Annotated in this window: 7 protein-coding genes; all 7 read right to left on the reverse strand. The window is 71.3% G+C overall.

The window, feature by feature from the left end:
* Positions 1-721: 721 nt before the first annotated feature.
* Positions 722-6667, reverse strand: coding sequence for a DUF3320 domain-containing protein (locus CRT23_RS24710; protein ID WP_103712215.1), 5946 nt, complete (start codon positions 6665-6667; stop codon positions 722-724).
* 230 nt (positions 6668-6897) lie between these two features.
* Positions 6898-7893 (reverse strand): cellulose biosynthesis protein BcsN, encoded by a 996-nt coding sequence (gene bcsN / locus CRT23_RS24715; protein WP_103712216.1) that lies wholly within the window; start codon positions 7891-7893, stop codon positions 6898-6900.
* On the reverse strand, positions 7890-9902 hold the full coding sequence (locus tag CRT23_RS24720; protein WP_245436567.1) for a hypothetical protein: 2013 nt from the start codon (positions 9900-9902) through the stop codon (positions 7890-7892). The genes bcsN and CRT23_RS24720 overlap by 4 nt, the downstream gene beginning before the upstream one ends.
* On the reverse strand, positions 9887-11020 hold the full coding sequence (locus CRT23_RS24725; RefSeq protein ID WP_103712226.1) for a glycosyl hydrolase family 8: 1134 nt from the start codon (positions 11018-11020) through the stop codon (positions 9887-9889). Before CRT23_RS24725 ends, CRT23_RS24720 begins: the two co-directional genes overlap by 16 nt.
* Positions 11021-11202: 182 nt before the next feature.
* Positions 11203-13743, reverse strand: a complete 2541-nt coding sequence (locus CRT23_RS24730; protein WP_103712217.1) for a cellulose biosynthesis cyclic di-GMP-binding regulatory protein BcsB — start codon at positions 13741-13743, stop codon at positions 11203-11205.
* Positions 13744-13754: 11 nt separating this feature from the next.
* Positions 13755-16175 carry a UDP-forming cellulose synthase catalytic subunit gene (bcsA, locus tag CRT23_RS24735; protein WP_103712218.1) on the reverse strand — a complete coding sequence of 807 codons (2421 nt, stop codon included), beginning with the start codon at positions 16173-16175 and terminating at the stop codon, positions 13755-13757.
* 297 nt (positions 16176-16472) lie between these two features.
* Entirely contained in the window at positions 16473-17222 is a 750-nt protein-coding gene (gene bcsS / locus CRT23_RS24740) for a cellulose biosynthesis protein BcsS (protein WP_055954432.1), read from the reverse strand.
* Between the last annotated feature and the right edge of the window lie 362 nt (positions 17223-17584).

Consider the following 17584-nt stretch of genomic DNA (forward strand, 5'->3'; position numbering starts at 1 on the left):
CGGGAAGGCCCTTCCGAGCAGAAGTGGTGTCCATCGTGACAGTGCCCTCAGGATAGGCAGACATTGATTCCCATAAGCCCGTGGCCCTGGAACGAAGCGGGACAGGTTCGTCCCATTTCGCTCCGGTGCACGTCTATCTCTCTTAATGAAGCAGAAACCAAGCCAATTATTCGCGAGTTGGAAAATCGACGTTTTCTCCGCGACGGCCGGCGTTGCTCGCCCTTTCGCGCTGCGGTTTGGGTGACAATTAACGGTTGTCTCGCAGCGATAAAAGTAAGTTGTCTAACTATAGGATCGCGCGTCAGGCTCAGTTCGATGGTTGCTTGATAGAACAAAGGAACATGCTCTCGGATCACAGCAGGGTCTTTTTGTTGCGATGCGATATAAACCCCGTGGCCTAGGCTGGCAAGGGCAGGATCCGGGCCCACAATCTGTCCCCGGGACAGGTGGACCAAGGTCGAACATTGGTGGAGGCGCGTTTCGAGCGTGGGCGGACGCGACGTCCCGATGCTGGCGAAGGGTCCGAGGTGTTTGACTGGCTGTCGGGCCCGGCCGCGGCCGACGAGGGCGTTCCGCCGCGTCCGCGCCTACCGATTCGGCAGAATGCGCATGCCTGAGGCCAGGCGGCCGGCGCGAGAATTCGCGCCGTGCCACGCACGCGGCGTTCTCCGTGAACTGCACCGGACAGATGAGGCGGGTGGCGTTCGGGGCGATAGCCCTTTCAGGCTTCGGGTGGCCCGCCATGGGGCAGGCCCGCCTCTCCGGCGCGTTCGCGCGCGCGCGCGAACCGGACCCGGGTCGCCGCCTCGACGCGCGACAGCCCGATCGCCTGGCCCATCAGCCGCGTGCCCTCGGGCTCGGACGTACCCGGGGCCACCGACCCGGCGAGATCGACGAGCTCCGGCATCGGCGTGTCGGCGTGGCTGCGCAGCCCGGCGGGTGCCACCCGGTAGGGATGACGCGCCCGCGGTTCGGCGTGGGGTGGCCAGAGGATGACGCGGCCGTCATCGTCGCTGCGGGCCACCGAGACGGGGACCTGATCGAGGATCGTCTCGCGGATGAGGGGTCCTACCCGCTGAAGGCCGTGGGCTCGTGCCACGCGTCGGAGCAGCACGTCCTCGTAGATCGGCCCCTCCATGGTGACCACGTGCATAACCAGGGCCGCCAGGACCGGGCGATAGGCCGTGTCGTAGAAGCGCTCCGGCTCCAGGGCGAGGCCGATATCGGACGGATCCGCGAGACGGTAGGCCGGATCGGGCGGCATCGTCGAAATCGGCGTCGGTGCGCGGGCGGAGGGAAGCCCGGCGTCGCGTCGTTGGGCCGTCATCGCGTCGTCCGGCTCCGCAAGGGGTGTCGGGCTCGGGACACCCGTCATCGCCGCGGCGGTCGCTTGATCCGCGGGTTCCGTCAGAATCGGGGCATCGGGCGCGGGTGCGTCGCGCGGATCGCTCGCTGCCGTGGCTTCGGCGGCCTTGGCGCGGTCGGTCTCCAGGTCGTCTCGCAGGCGCCGGTCGAGTTCGGCGAGGGCTCCGGCTGCGTCGGCCCACCAGGCGGTGCTCCAGACCCGCCGGATGCGCCAGCCGAGATCGGTCAGCACGTGCTCGCGCAGGCGGTCTCGGTCGCGGGCCGTCGCGGAGCGGTGATAGGTGGCGCCGTCGCACTCGATGCCGGCGAGGTAGCGCCCCGGCGCATCGGGGTGGACGATGCCGAGATCGATCCGGAAGCCCGAGACTCCGATCTGCACGTGCACGGTCCAGCCCTGGGCCCGCAGCCCCGCCAGGACGGCGGCCTCGAACGGCGATCCGACCGCTCCGCCGGTGGGCGCACAGGCCTCGGCGAGGGCCCGCGCGCCCCGGTCGGCAAATTCGAGGAAGTGCTTGAAGTCGCGCACCCCGCGGGCCCTGGTGCGGCCGAGGTCGATCTGCTCGGGCCGGATCGAGGCGAAGACCACGAGCTCTTGCCGGGCCCGCGTGATGGCGACGTTCAGGCGGCGGTGTCCGCCATCCTTGTTGAGGGACGACACCGTGCTCACCGTTCGGCCGCCCGGGTCGGGGCCGACCGCGACCGAGAACAGGATGACGTCGCGCTCGTCGCCCTGCACGGTTTCGAGATTCTTGACGAAGACGGGCTCGTGCCAGCGGTCGCGATCGAAGTACGGCTCCAACTCCGGGTCGGATCGCCGCTCTGCGTCCAGCAGGTTCTCGATCAGTCGCTGCTGCTCGCCGTTGAAGGTGACGATGCCGAGGGAGCGCCGCGCCCGCGCGAAATCCGGATCGCGCAGGCGGCGCACGATGTCGGCGACGACGGCGTGGGCCTCGGGGCGGTTCACGCGGCCGGTTCCGCGCTCGTAGACGCCGTCCGGGACGAAGGTCAGGCGCACCGCCCGGTCCTCGGTCACCGGCGAGGGAAACGTGACGAGGCGGCCGCCGTAGTAGCGGGCATTCGAGAAGGCGATCAGGCTCTCGTGGCGGCTGCGGTAATGCCAGTCGAGGGTCCGCCGCGGGAGGTTGGCCGCGAGGCACGCATCGAGGATCGATTCCTGGTCCGCGATCTCGCCGCCATCTTCCATGTCGTCGATGGCGCGGTCGCCCACGCTGGTCGGCGGCAGCTGCTCGGGATCGCCGACGATCACCACCTGCCTGCCCCGCGCCATCGCCCCGATGGCGTCCCAGGGGGCGATCTGCGAGGCCTCGTCGAAGATGACGACGTCGAACGACGCCCCATCGGGGGGCAGGTACTGGGCAATCGACAGCGGGCTCATCATCACGCAGGGCGTGAGCCGCGCGAGGGCGTTCGGCATCGTGCCGAATAGCTTGCGCAGGGGAATCTGTGCCCGCTTCTTGGTCAGCTCGTGCGAGAGCGTGCCCCATTCGGGGTCGTTCCCGAAGGCCGTCGGACCCGGGATACCGCTCCCCAGGCGGGCGCGGACGACCTGCCGCGCGAGGTCGCCGACTTGGGCATCCGCGGCGCGGAACCGGGCGATCGCGTCCTCATGGCGCTCGGGCAGGAAGCCGCGCAGGACCGGGTCGTCGCCGACGACGCGATCGATCCACCAGCGGGCATAGGCGATCTCGAAGGCCGCCTCGGCTCGGTCGTGCTTGATCCGGCCTGCCTCCAGGGCTTCGATCAGGGGGCCGAGGCCGAGGTCGCGCGCCGCCTGGGCGGCCCCCTGCCAGGCACACCAGCCCTGGGCGCGTCCGAGACCGGAGGCCCAGCGCCGGGCCAGCGCGAGATTGGCGCCGATCCAGTCCGCCTGCGCGGCCGGGAGCGTCTCGGGATTGACCGACCCGGCTCGGTGGGACAACGCCGTCATCGCGGCGCGTGTCCGGGCGTGATCCTGCGCGAAGGCGGCGTAGGCCTGCGCAAGGGGACCGCCCGCCTCCCGGCTCCGGGACGACTGGGTGACGAGCCGGACGACGTGGTCGCGCAGGCCCTCGGGGCCAAGACTCGACGACCCGAGGAGGGGCAGGAGTTGCGCCACGGTCTCGGCCCAGGCGATGGCCGGCCCGAAGTCGCGGGCGGGCCCCTCCGGGTCACTCCAGGGCGGGCCCAGCTGGCCGAGGGTCTCCTCCTCGGGCCGGGCGGCCTGGCCGTGCCGAGCGAGTTCGATCAGGCCGGCGAGGTCCGGCCCCAGATCCTCCGGCAATGCGCCGTCGGCATAGGGCTGAACCTGAAGCAGGACCTTTCTCATGCGCCCGCTCCGAACGAAGAAGTTCGCGCCGCGCGCCGCGATCCATTCGGCGAGGAGCCCGGACAGGTCCTGGTCGAGGAGGCCGGGCCGGTACGCGCCGGTGAGTCGGCCGCGGAGTGCGGCCCGGGTCGCCTGGAAGCGGTCGCGCGCCGCCACCGCCCGGCGCAGGTCGCCGGCGCTATCCGCCAGGAAGGTGCCTCCGCAGGCGGCCTCGGGACGTATCAGGGCGTTGCCGAGATCCAGGAGGTCGCGGATCTCCGCCTCGGTCGACGGGAAGGCCGAGAGTCCGACCGCCGCGGCGAAGGCCTGGCCGCTCGCGCGCAGGGCCGTTAGGGACTCGACGGCGGCGGCGATCTCGGCGCCCAGGCCGTCGCGCCAGACCGGCGACCATTCGGTCGCCCTGACGCCTTGCAGCGGATGGTCGGCCGGGGGCCCCACCGATGCCAGGACGGGGCGCAAGTCCCGGCAGGCCGCCCGCAGGGCCACGAGGGTGTCCGGCTCGTGGGTCCGGTGGTCGGGCCAGGCGAGGACGAAGTGCTCCACGTCGGGCCCCGCCGCGATGACGCGTCCGAAGGCCTCGTAGGCCGTCAGCCCGTTCTCCCGCCGCCGATGCAGGGCCTGCACGAGGCCGTTCAGCTCGGCGCGCAGGCTTGCGAGGGCGCGCGTGGCGCCCGGCCATTCGGCCTGCTCAGGCGCGGCGCGCGCGTGCCAGGCCCGGCGCAACTGCCCGAGCACCGCCGATTTCTGGGCTTTGGTGGCATGCACCTCCAGGCAGTAATCGCCGAGTCCGATCTCCTGCAGGCGCCGCTGCACCACCTCGAGGGCAGCCGTCTTCTGCGAGACGAACAGCACCGTGCGTCCCTGCGCCAGGCACTGGGCGATCATGTTGGCGATGGTCTGGCTCTTTCCGGTGCCGGGCGGCCCGAACAGGACGAAGTCCTTGCCGCCGGCCGCTGCCAGGACGGCGGAGAGCTGCGAGGAATCCGCCGAGAGCGGTGCGAAGACGGTCTCGGGCGGATGGTCTCGATCGAGCTGCGACGGATCGGGGAAGGGAGCGCCCTCGCCGTAGGCGTGCTTGGGCGTCTCGAGAAGGTGGCGCACCACCGGGTTGCGCGTGAGGCGGTCGGCTTGGTCGACGAGATCCTTCCACATCAGGTGCTTGGTGAAGGAGAAGGTCGCCAGCACCATGTCGGGTACCACCTCCCAGCCGCGCAGCTCGCGCGTGTGGCCCCGGACGCTTCGGACGATCGCGTCCACGTCGATGCCGGACGCGTCGCGGGGCAGGTCGCCTTCCAGATCCGGCATCCGCAGCCGGAAATCCTGGCGCAGCATCTCAAGCAGGGTCGGGTTGATCCGCACCTCGTCGTCGTGCAGCGCCAGGCGGAAGCCGGCGCGGACGCTGGCGCGCCGGAGGGTGACCGGGATCAGCAGCAGCGGCGCCCGGTGGGTGGCCTCGCCCGCCTTGCGGGTCCAGGACAGGAACCCGATCGCCAGGAACAGGATGTTGGCTCCGCCCTCCTCGAAGCCGCCGCGGGCGAGGCGATAGAGATCGAGCAGGCGGCCGTCGAGATCGGCCTCCGTCGCGGTGGTGGGGATCTCTTTCCGGGCCAGGGCCCCTTCGGACCCGACCGGCCCGTCGGAGACCGGCATCAGCCGAAATGCGTGTCCGGCCGCCAGGCCGTCCTCCAGGGCACCGGGCTCGATACCATTGAGGACGATGGCGCCCTTGCCGGGCTTGAAGTTCAGGAGCTTGTTGCGCAGCGACAGGTCCAGGAGCTTGCGCTTCCAGCGCTCCAGGCGTCCGACCGCGGTCTCCGGCGCCGCGTCGACATACGGGGTCTCTACCCTGTCGAAGGCGGGGGCTTCCGAGAGGGCCTGGTCCAGCGGTTCGACCGGACCGGGTGCGGCCTCCCCGCCCCGGCCGCCGAGATCCATCGGGCAGATGCCGCGCCGGCGGCAGCGGCGGATATCGACGGCGACGTCGAGGCCCCCCGCAGCGCTGTCCTCCACCAGCCCGGCACCGTGATCCACCGCGGTCCGGAAGGCTTTCGGCGGATCGTGCGTCAGCAGCGTCGTCTCGACGAGGATCAGGTCCTGCAGATCGCGAAGTTTGCGCAGCTGCTGCCGGTCGTCGACCGTCGCGCTCGCGAAGGTCTCGTCCTGGAGCCACAGGCCGACGAAGGCGTGGCCGGCGGTCAGCACCAGCACCGGGTTCAGGCCGGCCTGCTCCAGGCAGGCGGCGTAGAGCAGGGAGAGGTCGAGGCAGGTGCCGGCTCGGCCCTCGATCACCTCGCCGGGAGCGCGCACCGTCTGTCCGGCCTGCTCAAAGCGCGCCGGGGGCAGGATGGATGCGAGGCGATGGTCCGCCAGGGCGGCCCAGAGCGCCCCGGCGAGGTCCCAGGCCCGGACCTTGCCGCCGCTGCCGTAGCCGTCCAGCGCAGTCTGGCAGCCGGCCGCGCCGAGCTTCCTGGCGGCATCGCGCAGGACGGCGTCGACGGCCTGATCGCCGGGCCGGACGAAGGCGGCGAGAAGTTCGGGCGCATTGCGGGCACCGCCCCAGTGCGCGGGTGGCAGCAGACGGATCTCGGCGACCGCCCGCCCCCGCTCGCCCTCCGCATCCTCCAGGATCATCGTCAGGGCGAGGGGGCCGGCCTCGGTGCAGGCGGCGAGGAGGCCGGCATCGAGGTGCAGGTCCGGCGTCTCGACTCGATGGCTCGAACCCGCAGCCACCCGCTCGATGCGCAGCGTCAGCGGACTGACCACGGGCGGCTGACTCTCGACGTGCAGCCGGAGATCGACGAGATCGGCCTCCGTGTCGTTGGCGATCACGATCTCCCGGATCACCGGAATCCCGTTCGCCTGGTAGGCGAGGCTGACGTGGTCCGTGGCGGTGAAGGCGAGACGAAGTCTGGACACGGGTAAGAGGCCGGACGGCGCCGGCGCATCGGCGCCGGCTACATCCGCTGCGCGGCTCATGCGGCGATCCCGCGATCCGCAGGCCCTCCGCTCAGGTCAGGCCCTCCGCTCAGGGCGAACCCAACCGGGCCCGACGGAACACCGCACGCGTCGACCCGGACCATATCCGTGACCCACCACCCCCGCTGTCTGCTTCTTCGCGCGCCGGGAATGGGTATTCAAGGTTGCAAATGCGGCAGATCGAGAAAATCACAGATCGCATGGCCCTTCGCCGTCGGGCGGGGGCCGCCTCAGGGCGGCGGCCGAAGGGCCCGTGCCGGGAGTTCGCGGGCCATGAGATCCTCGACCTCGGCCCGGTTCGGTGCGGGTCTGGGGACGGTGATCGCGACGGTGCCGTCCGCCAGCGCGGCGTCCGTGATGTAGCGCGGGGCCTGACCCTCGCCCGGAGGCACCGGAACCGGCACCGCGGGTGCCACGGCGCCGGGCCCCGGCACGAGGTAGCGCTGCGTTTCGCCGGATTGCTCGGAGGCCATGCGGCGCGCCGAGGCCTCCGGGCGCTTCTCCGCGCCGGGCCGTTCCATCGGGCCGGGCGGACGGAGCGCAGTCTGCGATCCCGGCGCGGCCTCCCGCGGCGTCCCCGTCGGCCGGCTGACCGCCTCGCGCCGCCGCGGCGGCGAAGGCCGTCGGGCGACCGTCTCCGGTTGGAGGCGGGGGGCCTCAGCGGGATTGGCGAAGAAGCGCATCGACTCCACCGAGCGGGTCAGGTCGGCGAGGGTGGTCGTCGCCGTGCGGCAGAGCTTGATCCGCACCGAAGCGGCCGGCGCGCCGGGATCGCTGCCGAACAGGGCGGATGGCCGCTTCCGCGCCGCATCGCCGCCGAGGTCGATCCACTGCCAGGCGTAGAGGCAGTCGTTGCCCAGGGCGAGGCCCACCGGTCCGTGGGCGTTGCGGTGTGCCTGGGTCACGACCCGCATGGTCTCGCCGGGAAAGCGCGCCCGCAACTCGGCCGCGATCCCCGTCCGGCTCGGCTTGGCCATGGCGAGGGCGGGGCCGGAGCCCCCCTCCCCGTTGCGCACGCTCACCTCGGCGACGCCGCGCGGATCGTCCCGGAAGGTGATCCGCTGGGAATACCCGTCGCGGGATGAATTCTGCGCCACGTCCGACACGGGTCCGGCGCCCGGCAGCTCGAGCGCCGCGCGGCCGGGCCGGGCGGCGGCGGGGAGCGAGGGCAGGATCACCAGGGCCGCCAGCGCCGCCGCGGTTCCGGAATGCCGTATCCGACTCATGGCTGCTGTCCGGCGTTGGGGCCGGCCTCGACGAAGGTGGCGCGTTGCGATCCCGGGATGCCGAAGCGGTCGGATTCCCGGCTTGAGCGGGTCTGGCCGTTGGCGCCGGCGGCCTGCTGGTCCTGCCACTGGGTGCCGGCGGGCGGATCGGACAGGGTGGAGGCCTGGATCAGGCCGTTGTAGCCCGGCAGCAGGGCGAAGCCGTAGCGCTCGTAGGGCATCGTCCCGGCGCCCGGCACCCGGCGGGCGACCAGGGGCGGCGCACCCGTCGCGGGTTCGGCCAGGAAGCCGCCGGCACTGCGCTCGGGCACCTGTCGGGCCAGGGCGGCCGGCAGGTAGCGGAACGGGTTCTCGGAGGCGACGGACAGCGGGAATTCGCTGCGCAGGACCGGAAGGGGACGCACCGCGCCGTTGGCCGAGATGTCGGGCTTCGGCACGCGGCCGTAGGCGGCGGGGGCGCGGGCGCCGTTCGCGAGCACGGCCGTCGCGGCGGGGGCTGCGGGCTGACGTGCGCCGGCCGGTGGTGGTGCCGCGACGCTGCAGGCGAGCGGCGGCCCCTCCGGACCCTCGCGGAACAGCAGGTCCACCACCTTCGGGAACAACCCGTCGTAGCGGTTGACGATCTCGAGGGACTCGCGCGTCCGCTTCAGGCGCTGCAGCGCCAGGGCGTAGCCGAGCACCGTCGACTCGCTCGGCAGCCACGCGATGCCGTGCTGGAACCACTCAAGGGCGGCGTCGAACTGGCAGGAATTGTAGGCGTACCAGCCCAATGCCTGAGCGCCCTCCCCGGAGCTCGACGCCAGCGTCACCTTCGCGTAGCGGTTGATCCGGTCCAGGTCGATGAAGGCGGGATTCGCCTGGGTCAGCTTCCGCTCCAGGAGCTCGATGAAGAGGATGCTGTTGCCGACGTACTTGTCGCGCCAGGCATAGGCCACTTCCTCGGCCTCGCGCGTCATGCCGACTGCGCGCAGCGAATGGGCGAGCCCGTGGGCGATCATCGCGTCGCCGCCGCGGCTGATCGCGAGCTTGAACCAGTCCAGCGCCTCGCGAAACTGCTGGCGCTTGTAGGCGTACCAGCCGAGGAGACCGGTCTCCCGCGGGTCACCGGTCTTGCGGGCCTGCGCCTGGAACGCGGCGATGTCCGTGGTGGTGGGCTCGTGCGCGGCCTCGTCGTGCAGGAAGGCGACGATCCGCGCGCGCGTGATGTCGATGGCGATGCGCCGGAACTCGGAATTGCCGTCGGAATCCGTCCGGCCGAGGGCGATGAGCTGCTCGGCCGCCGCCATCGGCAGGTTCGACATCGCCTTCTGGATGGTGGCCAGGCGGGCGCCCGTGTCGTTGCTGGTATCCAAGACGGACTTGTAGAGGTTGTAGGCCTGTGCCGTGGCCTCCTCGGCCGCCAGCGCGTCGGCGACGATCCAGATGCTCTCGACGTCGCTGGGGTCGAGGGCGCTGGGATCGGCGCGGTAGAGGGCGACCACGTCGAGGTTGCGCCGGGCGCTGGCGAGCCCCTTGAGGCGGCTGCGGAACCCGGCGCGGCGCAGCTTGCGCGCCAGCTCCTCGGAGGGCTGCCAGCTCCCGTCCACCGTGCGCCGCGCCGCGATGGCCGCGTAGAGGTCGTCGAAGCGGCCGGCGGTGAAGAGGTCCCAGAGGGGGGCCTCCTCGGGGGGGCTCGGCTGCAGGGTGTCGAGGTCGGTGGGCTCGGTCCAGCCCGGGTAGAGCTGCTTCAGCCGGGCGGCCTCCGCCTTCATCCGGGCGGTCTGCTTCTGCGCCGCGTAGTAGCGCAGGGCGCTCTCGTCGACCATGCCGTTGGCCGCCGATCCCGTCGGGTCGACGACGATGGCGGGCGCGCGGCTGGCCTCCTCGGCGCCGGGACCCTGGGCCAGGGCGGGCAGGGTGAGGGCCGGCAGGGTGAGGGCCGGCAGGGTAAGGGCCGCGAGGGCGACGCCCATCGGGAGGCCGAGGGGCGCGGGGCCACGGCTCCGCCGGCGCGCTAACGCTTCAAGCATGACGGTCCCCTCATCTGCGCGGCCACCATGGCCAGGAGATGCAGCGTGGTCGGATAGTAGTTCTCGTTGCCTTGCACCTGGCTGAAGCCGTCGGGGAGCGGTGTTCCCTTCACGGTACAGAGCAGCAGGCTCGAGAGGGCCGCGTAGCCGCTCTCGCCGAGCCACTCGACCGTGCGCCCATCGCTGGTATCCACGATGGGCAGGCGCTCGCGGTCCGGCCCCGACCAGAGGGCGACGAAGGGGTCGTAATCCTCCCGCCGCCCCACATCGGCCCAGGCCATGTAGAGGGGAATCCGGATCGCGTTGTAGGAGAAGAGCGGCGGGAAGCCGTCCGCGGGACGGGGCTGGTCCCCCTTCAGGGAGATCCATTCGGTGGGCAGGTTGGCGCTGCCGAAGCGGGCGCGGCGCAGGAGGCGCAAGCCGCTGCGGGTCAGGGCGTCCCAGTCGTATTCCGGAGCCACCAGGGGCAGGCGCGCGAAGGCCGGGAAGACCCAGTAGGACAGGTTGATCAGGGGACCGTCGGCGCGTTCCCCCGCCGAGAAGCCCGTGACCGCCGGCAGCAGCAGCGCCCCGCTCCGGTCCTTGAACAGGATGGCGCGGCGGCCGACCTCGACGGCGATCCGCCGGGCCGCGACCCGGTAGCCGGCATCGTCCCAGGCCTCGGCCGCCTCCGTCAGCGCCCAGGCGACGAGGATGTCGCCGTCGGTGGCGTCGTTCATGTCCGCCACCGCCGGGCGCTTGGCCGGCTCCCAGCGCCAAGCCAGGAGCGAATCCGAACGCACCATCAGGTTGGCGCGGGTCCAGCCCCAGAGCCGCTCGAAGGTGGGCCGGTCGTTGGCCGCCACCGCGAGGAGCATGCCGTAGCCCTGGCCCTCGCTGTGGCTGATCCCGCCATTGGCGGTGTCGACCACCCGGCCGGCCTCGGTGACGAAGCGGGAGCGATAGAGGCGCCAGCCGTCCTGGTCCTTCAGGCTCCCGAGCAGAGGCTGGGCCGTGCGGGCGGAATCGTCCTTGACCTGCGGCGGCGCCGGCAGGGCGATGGCGGGCGGAACGGAGCTCGGCAGGTCCGGCATGGCGGGATCACGGGGCTGGGGATCGCGGGCCGAGCCGGCGGGCATCAGGGCGGGTCCGCCTTGGATCCGGGCATCGGGCCCGCCTTGCGCCCGGGCCTCGGGCCCGGCGGCGAAGCCGGTCGCGCATCCCGTGGCCAGGGCGGCCGCGAGGGCTGCGCGGCGGACGGTCCGGAGCGGGCGTCTCAGGCGCAGGCGTCGTAGGCGCAGGCGTTTCATGCGCAGGCGTCTCATGCATTCCTCCGGCCGACGTTGCGGACCATGAGCGCGGTGGTCAGCCCGAGGCAGAGCGCCAGGGCCAGCGCCAGCGCCGCGTAGACGGCGGGATTCATCGAGAGCCAGCCCGCCACCACGAGCCGGAGGTTCCAGAGCGAGGGGGGGCGGGTCTCGACGATGCGGACGGTGTCGGGCTCCACCGTGTCCAGGCGGCCGTCGGCGGCGTCCAGGAAGGCGAAGCGCCCGCCGATCCGCGACCAGACCCCGGGATCGATGAGGCAGGCCACGGAGGCCTTGAGCAGGAGCGGGTTCGGCGCCGTGATCAGGGTGGTGGTGTCGTCCACGCCGATTCCGCCACTGGACAGGGCCTGGGCCAGGATCAGCGAGGCGCGGGGCGGCACGGCCGAGGCCCGCTCGGAGGCATCCGCATCGATCCAGGTCCGCGTCTCGCCGAGCAGGCCCCGGACCGTGGCCGAGGCCCGCTCGACGAGGCCGTCGGCGGCCTCGACCAGGGGATGGCGGGCGCGCAGGGTCTCGTCCCACTTCGTCACGAGGTCGCCGTCGCTGGCAGACGCCCGGCCCGTCCGGCCCCCGGCGGGGGCGTCCGGTCCCGCGCCGCGCGGCGGCACCGGGCCGGCCACGCGGAAGCTGAGATCCGGCAGGCTGCAGCGTGCCGGCACGTTGCGGCGCAGGCGATCGAGGGTCGGAGCCGGTACCGAGCCGGACTGACCCGCCGGACGGGCCGTCTCGGCGCGGGCTTCCCAGATCCGCCGGATCTGCTCCGGATCGAGGCCGAGCCCGGTCAGGGTCGCGGGCGCCACGGCGCGGACGGGCGCGACCATCAGGGTCGGTCCCGTCCCGCTCTGCGCCTCGGTGGCCAGCTCGAAATCGATCACCCGCCCGGCCGCGCTTGCCAGCCGCGCGGCGATCATGGCGCCCGCCGCCACCGTGTCCCGATCCAGAACGGGCAGCACGAGGCGCGGCCGCTTGCCGTCCTCCAGGAACGGGGCGCCGCCGCTGGTGGTGGCGGCGAGATCCGGGATCCGGGCGGCGCGCGCCAGGTTCGGAACGCTCAGGGTGGTCCGGTCGAGGAACAGGAAGCGCTCGCGCTTCGACTCGCTCGTGCTCGCGGCGCAGGTGGCATCGCCGGGCGTCGGCACCTGCGCCGAGATCTCGACGCGGTTCAGGCCCGGCCGCCACAGGCCCAGGGGCAGCGGGATGGTGGTGTTCTCGAAGACCTCGCCCCGCGTCTGCGGCAGGGGCACGCTGGCGGCGTTGCGGCCGTTGAGGTCGACGAGGATCCGCGCCTCCGACGCGAGACCGGACGCGTAGGCGCCCGAGAGGTTCAGGAGCATCTTGCCGTAATCGGCGGGCAGGAAATCCGGCGGCAGCTGGACGTCGAAGCGGGTGGTCAGGAGGCGGCCGGAGAATTCCCGCGTCGCCACGCCGAGGGCGTGCAGGGCGATCCGGTCGCCGCTCTCCAGGGGGGCACCCCGCAGCAGCGCCGCGGCCTTCAGGCCGCGCGGCGTGCCGTAGGGTTCGGTGCCGCGGGCCAGGGTCGCGATCGCCGACTCGATCTCGTCGTAGCTGGTGCCGCTGACGACGAGGGCGGGGGCCCGATCCTCCCGCGGCGGCAGCATCGCGAGCTTCGGTCCGGTGATCGGGCCGACGGCCTCGATGTCCGGCGTGCCGCGCAGTTCCGCCGCGGTGCCGACGATGAGGTTGATCCCGCTGCGGCCGGTCATCACCGAGCCGAACTCCACCACCGGGCGGGCGATGCGGCCGACGAGGCCGATCGCCTCGATGGCGTGGAACATCCGCTCGAGGCGGGGCAGGCTCGGCTTGTCGTTGATCACCACGCGGACCGGCAGGGCGCCGCCGTCGTCGGGTTCCAGCGCCGCGAGGTCCTTCAGCTCGATCCCGGCGGCCGCCACGGGGGCCACCACGAGGCCGGAGCGCGAGGGATCGATCTGCGTCCAGAGTTCGTAGGTCGCGTTGAGGGAGCAATCGACCCGGTGCCGCTGGCTCGCCGCGAGATCGATGGCGTTGTAGCCCAGCTTCAGGCTGCCCTCGGGCAGCTCGAACTCCACCACCTTGACGGCGCCGGGCGCCTGGATGCGGGTGCGGCCGACCACGACGCCGTTGACGCTGGCGACGAGCTCCGACGTCTCGGGCGCCACCGAGATGGCGGACAGGTAGGACACCCGCAGACGGGGACGCCCGCGGCTCTGCGCTTCCGTGACGTAGACGGGGAAGCGCAGGACGTCCTCCTCGCCCTCCAGGCGGAACCCGCCGGTGGTGGCCGGCAGGCGCCGGGCGGGCCCGATGGTCGCCAGGGCGCCCTCCCGGACCGCCGGAGCCGGCGTGGGGGCGACGGCGGCCGCCGGTCCGCGCCCGCGCATGGGCTCGCCCCCGCGGCGCAGGGCGTCGCCCGCGGGCGGAACCGAGAAGCGCTCGGCGGGGCCGGCACCGATGAAGCTCTGGGGCCGGGCCTCCGTGGCCCCGCCCACCAGCGCCAGCGCGAGAAGCCCGCGGGTGATCGTCGTGACACGCATGCGAGCCTCCCTCACGACCGGGCGTGCAGGTCGGCGCCGCGCCCGCCGCCCGCCGCCCCGCCGAGCAGGCGATCGTTCTCGAATTCCAGCATCAGGCGGACCCAGTCGGTCCCCGGTTCGCCGTCGTTGCTGCGCGCGAAGCTCGGCCGGGCCGGCAGGGGATTCTCGGCCGGGCGCGGCCGGGCGGCCTCCGCCCCGCCGGGGCTGCCGCCGGGCAGGAGCGGCGCCCGCGGCGTGGCGCGCGGAAGCGCCGTGTCGGTGGTGGGGGCGGCGGCCGCCTGCGGGCGCGGCTTGAACAGGTAGCTGACGGCGCGGAACGGCTCGACCAGGCCCCACCAGATCAGCTGGAGCGTGCCCGAGACGATGTTCTTGTGCCGGCGCCGGCTCTGCTGGAAGCGCAGCAGCGCGCCCGCATCGCCGTACATCAGGCTCGCGAGGCCGGCATAGCCCTGCGCGTCGAGGGGCTGGAAGCGCAGGGTCACCACCACGTCGTCGCCCGCATGGGCGATCGTCCCGACCTCGAACGGCAGCACGCCGCCGGCGGGGGCGCCGTCGAGGGGCTGCACCGTGAGCTGGCCGGTGCGGTAGGTGCTGCCGGTGCCGAACGGCAGGACGTCGGCCCCGAACCGGACGGTGCAGCCGACGGCCGAGGCGCGGTCCACCGCCACGTCGAGGGCACGCCCCGCCAGCATCATCCGGCCCTGCCGGTTGATCGCCAGGGACGGGCTCGCCTCGGTGACCCGGCGCTCGGCCACGACGCCGAGGGCGGCGCCGGCCATGAGCAGGTTGAAGAAGTTCCACAGGCCGACCACGAGCATCAGGTTGGTGACGCCGGGCTCGAACAGGTAGCGGTAGAGGGCCGTGGCGCAGCCGAGCAGCAGCAGGCCGTAGACGGCGAAGAACGGCCAGGCCAGGGCCGAGAGGTGGTCCTGCTCCAGGGTCGTGCCCTTGGCGGTGACGTTGAAGGTCGGGCGCCGGGGCGAGACGATGACCGAGGCGATGGCGCGGAACAGGAACAGGCCCTGGACGTACTCGTAGAGCTCGGAGACGAAGGGCCAGCGGAACTTCCCGTAGACGTAGTTCTGCATCATCAGGTTGATGACGACGTAGGTCGCCGTATAGGCGATGGATTCATCCACGCTGGCGACGAAGATCTTCAGGTCGAAGAAGATGTGCAGCAGCGGCGAGAACATGAAGATCAGCCGTGGCACCGGGAAGAACCAGAACGTCATGCTCGACAGGTAGGCGACCTTCTGGATCGTGTGCAGGCCGCGCTTGAAGAGCGGGTTCTTCAGCATCAGGATCTGGAACATGCCCTGGCACCAGCGCGAGCGCTGGCCGATGAAGGCCTCCAGGGTCTCGGGCTGCAGGCCGGCGATCAGGGGCTTGTCGACGTAGATGCTGTTCCAGCCGCGCGCGTGCAGCTCGAAGGCCGTCTCGCAATCCTCCGTGATGGTGACGCCCGAGAAGCCGCCCGCCTCGTCGAGGGCGCGCCGGCGCAGGAGCGCGGCCGAGCCGCAGAAGAACGAGCCGTTCCACTTGTCGAGGCCGCGCTGCGTCACCGCGTAGAACATCTCGTTCTCGGAGGGCATGCGGTCGAAGGTGCGCAGGTTGCGCTCGATCGGGTCGGGATTCAGGAAGGCGTGCGGCGTCTGCACCAGGAACAGGCGCGGGTCCTGGGCGAAGTACCCGATCGTGTCGCGCAGGAAGGAGCGGAACGGGACGTGGTCGGCATCGAGCACCACGACGATCTCGCCCTGCGAGTGCTTGAGCCCGTTGTTGAGATTGCCCGCCTTGGCGTGCTGGTTGCGGGCGCGGGTGCGGTACTCGACGCCGAGGGAGGCGGCCAGGGCCTGGAGTTCCATGCGCCGCCGCATCGCGGCCTGCGCCTTCACCGGATCGGGATCGGCGCATTTCTGGTCGGTGCCGCCATCGTCGAGCAGCCAGACCGTCAGCTTGTCGGCGGGATAGTCGATCAGGCGGGCCGCCGCGAGGGTGACCGAGAGGATGCCCGCATCCTCGTTGTAGCTCGGCACGAAGATGTCGACGGTGGGCAGCGCGTCGAGGGCCTCCGGATCATCGGCGGCGGCCATCGGCGGGGGCGCGCGCCGGAGCGGGTCGGCGTTGATGGTCAGGCTGACGAACAGGATGAAGACGCAGTAGAGCTCGCCCAGGAGGAGCAGGAGTCCGAAGCCGAAGCTGACCGGGTCGCCGACGGAGGGCAGCGTGTTCGTCACGCGCCAGAACATGTAGCGCAGCACGACGAGGCTTCCCAGGGCGAGGAAGACGAAGCGCGCGGGCTGGTTGTCGAAGAACACCCACAGCACCACCATCGCCGCCATGGCGCAGAGGCTCATGATCAGCTGGTCCTGCGTGCTGACGGGCTGGCTCAGCAGGACGAGGACGGCAGCGGCCGACGCGATCCAGGCCATCCAACGAAATGCACTTGCCACGAGCCTGCCCTTCCGCAATCCGCGTCGCCCGCGTTCCACCGGGGCCGACCTGGGCCCGGGGGGCCTTCAGGGTCGCAACCTACGCGGGAACGGGACGGCGCAATACCTGTGAAACACCTGAGCGATTAACCTGCCAACAGAATCCCGGCCACACGTCGCAGGAATTGTGCATGTCCGGGATTGAACGCGCTCAACTGTTGTAAGATGGCACATATGAAAAAACGTGACGTGCGTGCACCCGCACGAAATCGAACCTAACAAAGTCTGAACAGTCCGCTAAAATGCGGTTCTCGCTTCGACGGTTGAATAGTATCCGCTGCCCTGGATGCGGTCCTTCACGTAGCCGACGCCGACAGCCATCTTGATCGGGCCGAAGGAAAAGCCCGTCAGGTGCCCACCGATGCGGTATTGATTGAAGAAGTTGTCGCCGAGGAACATGGCTTCGGGGCCGATATAGACCCCGTCGGCGACCATGTACCCGACGCGGAAGCGCGAATAGTAGGCGTTGAACTGGGTCGAGTATGAGCCGTAGGCCGAGACCATCGTGTTCTCGGTCGGCCGCGCATAGAAGTTGGCCGCGAACTTGGCGCCCACGCCGGTTCCGACGACGGGGTTGCCCGGATCGAGGATCGACAGCTGGTTGCTGCGGACGTTAAAGCCGACGAACCCGGCCAGGGCCGCATCGCGCCAGATCCACTCGTAGCCGCCCGACAGGGCGCCCTCCTGCTGGTAGCCGGTCACCCGCTGGCCCACCTTCTGCCCAGGATAGCTGTAGGTGCCGGCGACGCCCTCCACGCGCAGGCGGGGGCCGCTCTCGAGGAGCGTCCCCTCCGTGGCGATCGTGCCCGTCACCGAGCCGAAGGCGGAACTGTTGGAGGTGACCGCGACCGAGGCGTCGACCGCCACCGTCCAGTTCTCGTCCAAAATCACGGGTTCCGCACCGGTGTACCAGTCCGCGGCGACGGCGGCGTGCGAGGGGCCCAGGACCAGGGGCAGGGTCACGGCGAGAAGGGCGATGCGCGACATCGAGGCGGACGATCCGTTCCGGTGAGGCATTCGCGCGCGATGGATGGAGATCGACGGCGTCCGCTCGCGGTAATTCATCGACCTTCGGGGTTAATTGAAACTTAACGCGCGCACGAAAGCTGGATCTCGCAAGTCGCGAATGCCGGCGATGTGCTTTCATGCAACATATGATGTTCTTGGCGCCGAGGTATTACCTAAGAATTTGCGCTCGCGATGATCATGTGAAGAGCAGTCTGACAAAGAAACGTCCGGTGATCTCCAGCGTTTCGGAGCTATTCTGATAACATCCGGGCAGGTCAGGGCAGCGAAGTGTCAAGGTTATGCAACCGAGGGACGTGAGGGGGCGGTGCCGGCCCGGTTCT

The organism is Methylobacterium sp. V23 (genome assembly GCF_002917135.1).
GTDB lineage: Bacteria > Pseudomonadota > Alphaproteobacteria > Rhizobiales > Beijerinckiaceae > Methylobacterium.

Excerpts from the sequence above, each read along its gene's own strand:
- CRT23_RS24720 (WP_245436567.1), bottom strand. The coding sequence starts at position 9,902 with ATGCTTGAAGCGTTAGCGCGCCGGCGGAGCCGTGGCCCCGCGCCCCTC.
- bcsN (WP_103712216.1), bottom strand. The coding sequence starts at position 7,893 with ATGAGTCGGATACGGCATTCCGGAACCGCGGCGGCGCTGGCGGCCCTG.
- CRT23_RS24730 (WP_103712217.1), bottom strand. The coding sequence starts at position 13,743 with ATGCGTGTCACGACGATCACCCGCGGGCTTCTCGCGCTGGCGCTGGTG.
- bcsA (WP_103712218.1), bottom strand. The coding sequence starts at position 16,175 with ATGGCCTGGATCGCGTCGGCCGCTGCCGTCCTCGTCCTGCTGAGCCAG.
- CRT23_RS24725 (WP_103712226.1), bottom strand. The coding sequence starts at position 11,020 with ATGCCCGCCGGCTCGGCCCGCGATCCCCAGCCCCGTGATCCCGCCATG.
- CRT23_RS24710 (WP_103712215.1), bottom strand. The coding sequence starts at position 6,667 with ATGAGCCGCGCAGCGGATGTAGCCGGCGCCGATGCGCCGGCGCCGTCC.
- bcsS (WP_055954432.1), bottom strand. The coding sequence starts at position 17,222 with ATGTCGCGCATCGCCCTTCTCGCCGTGACCCTGCCCCTGGTCCTGGGC.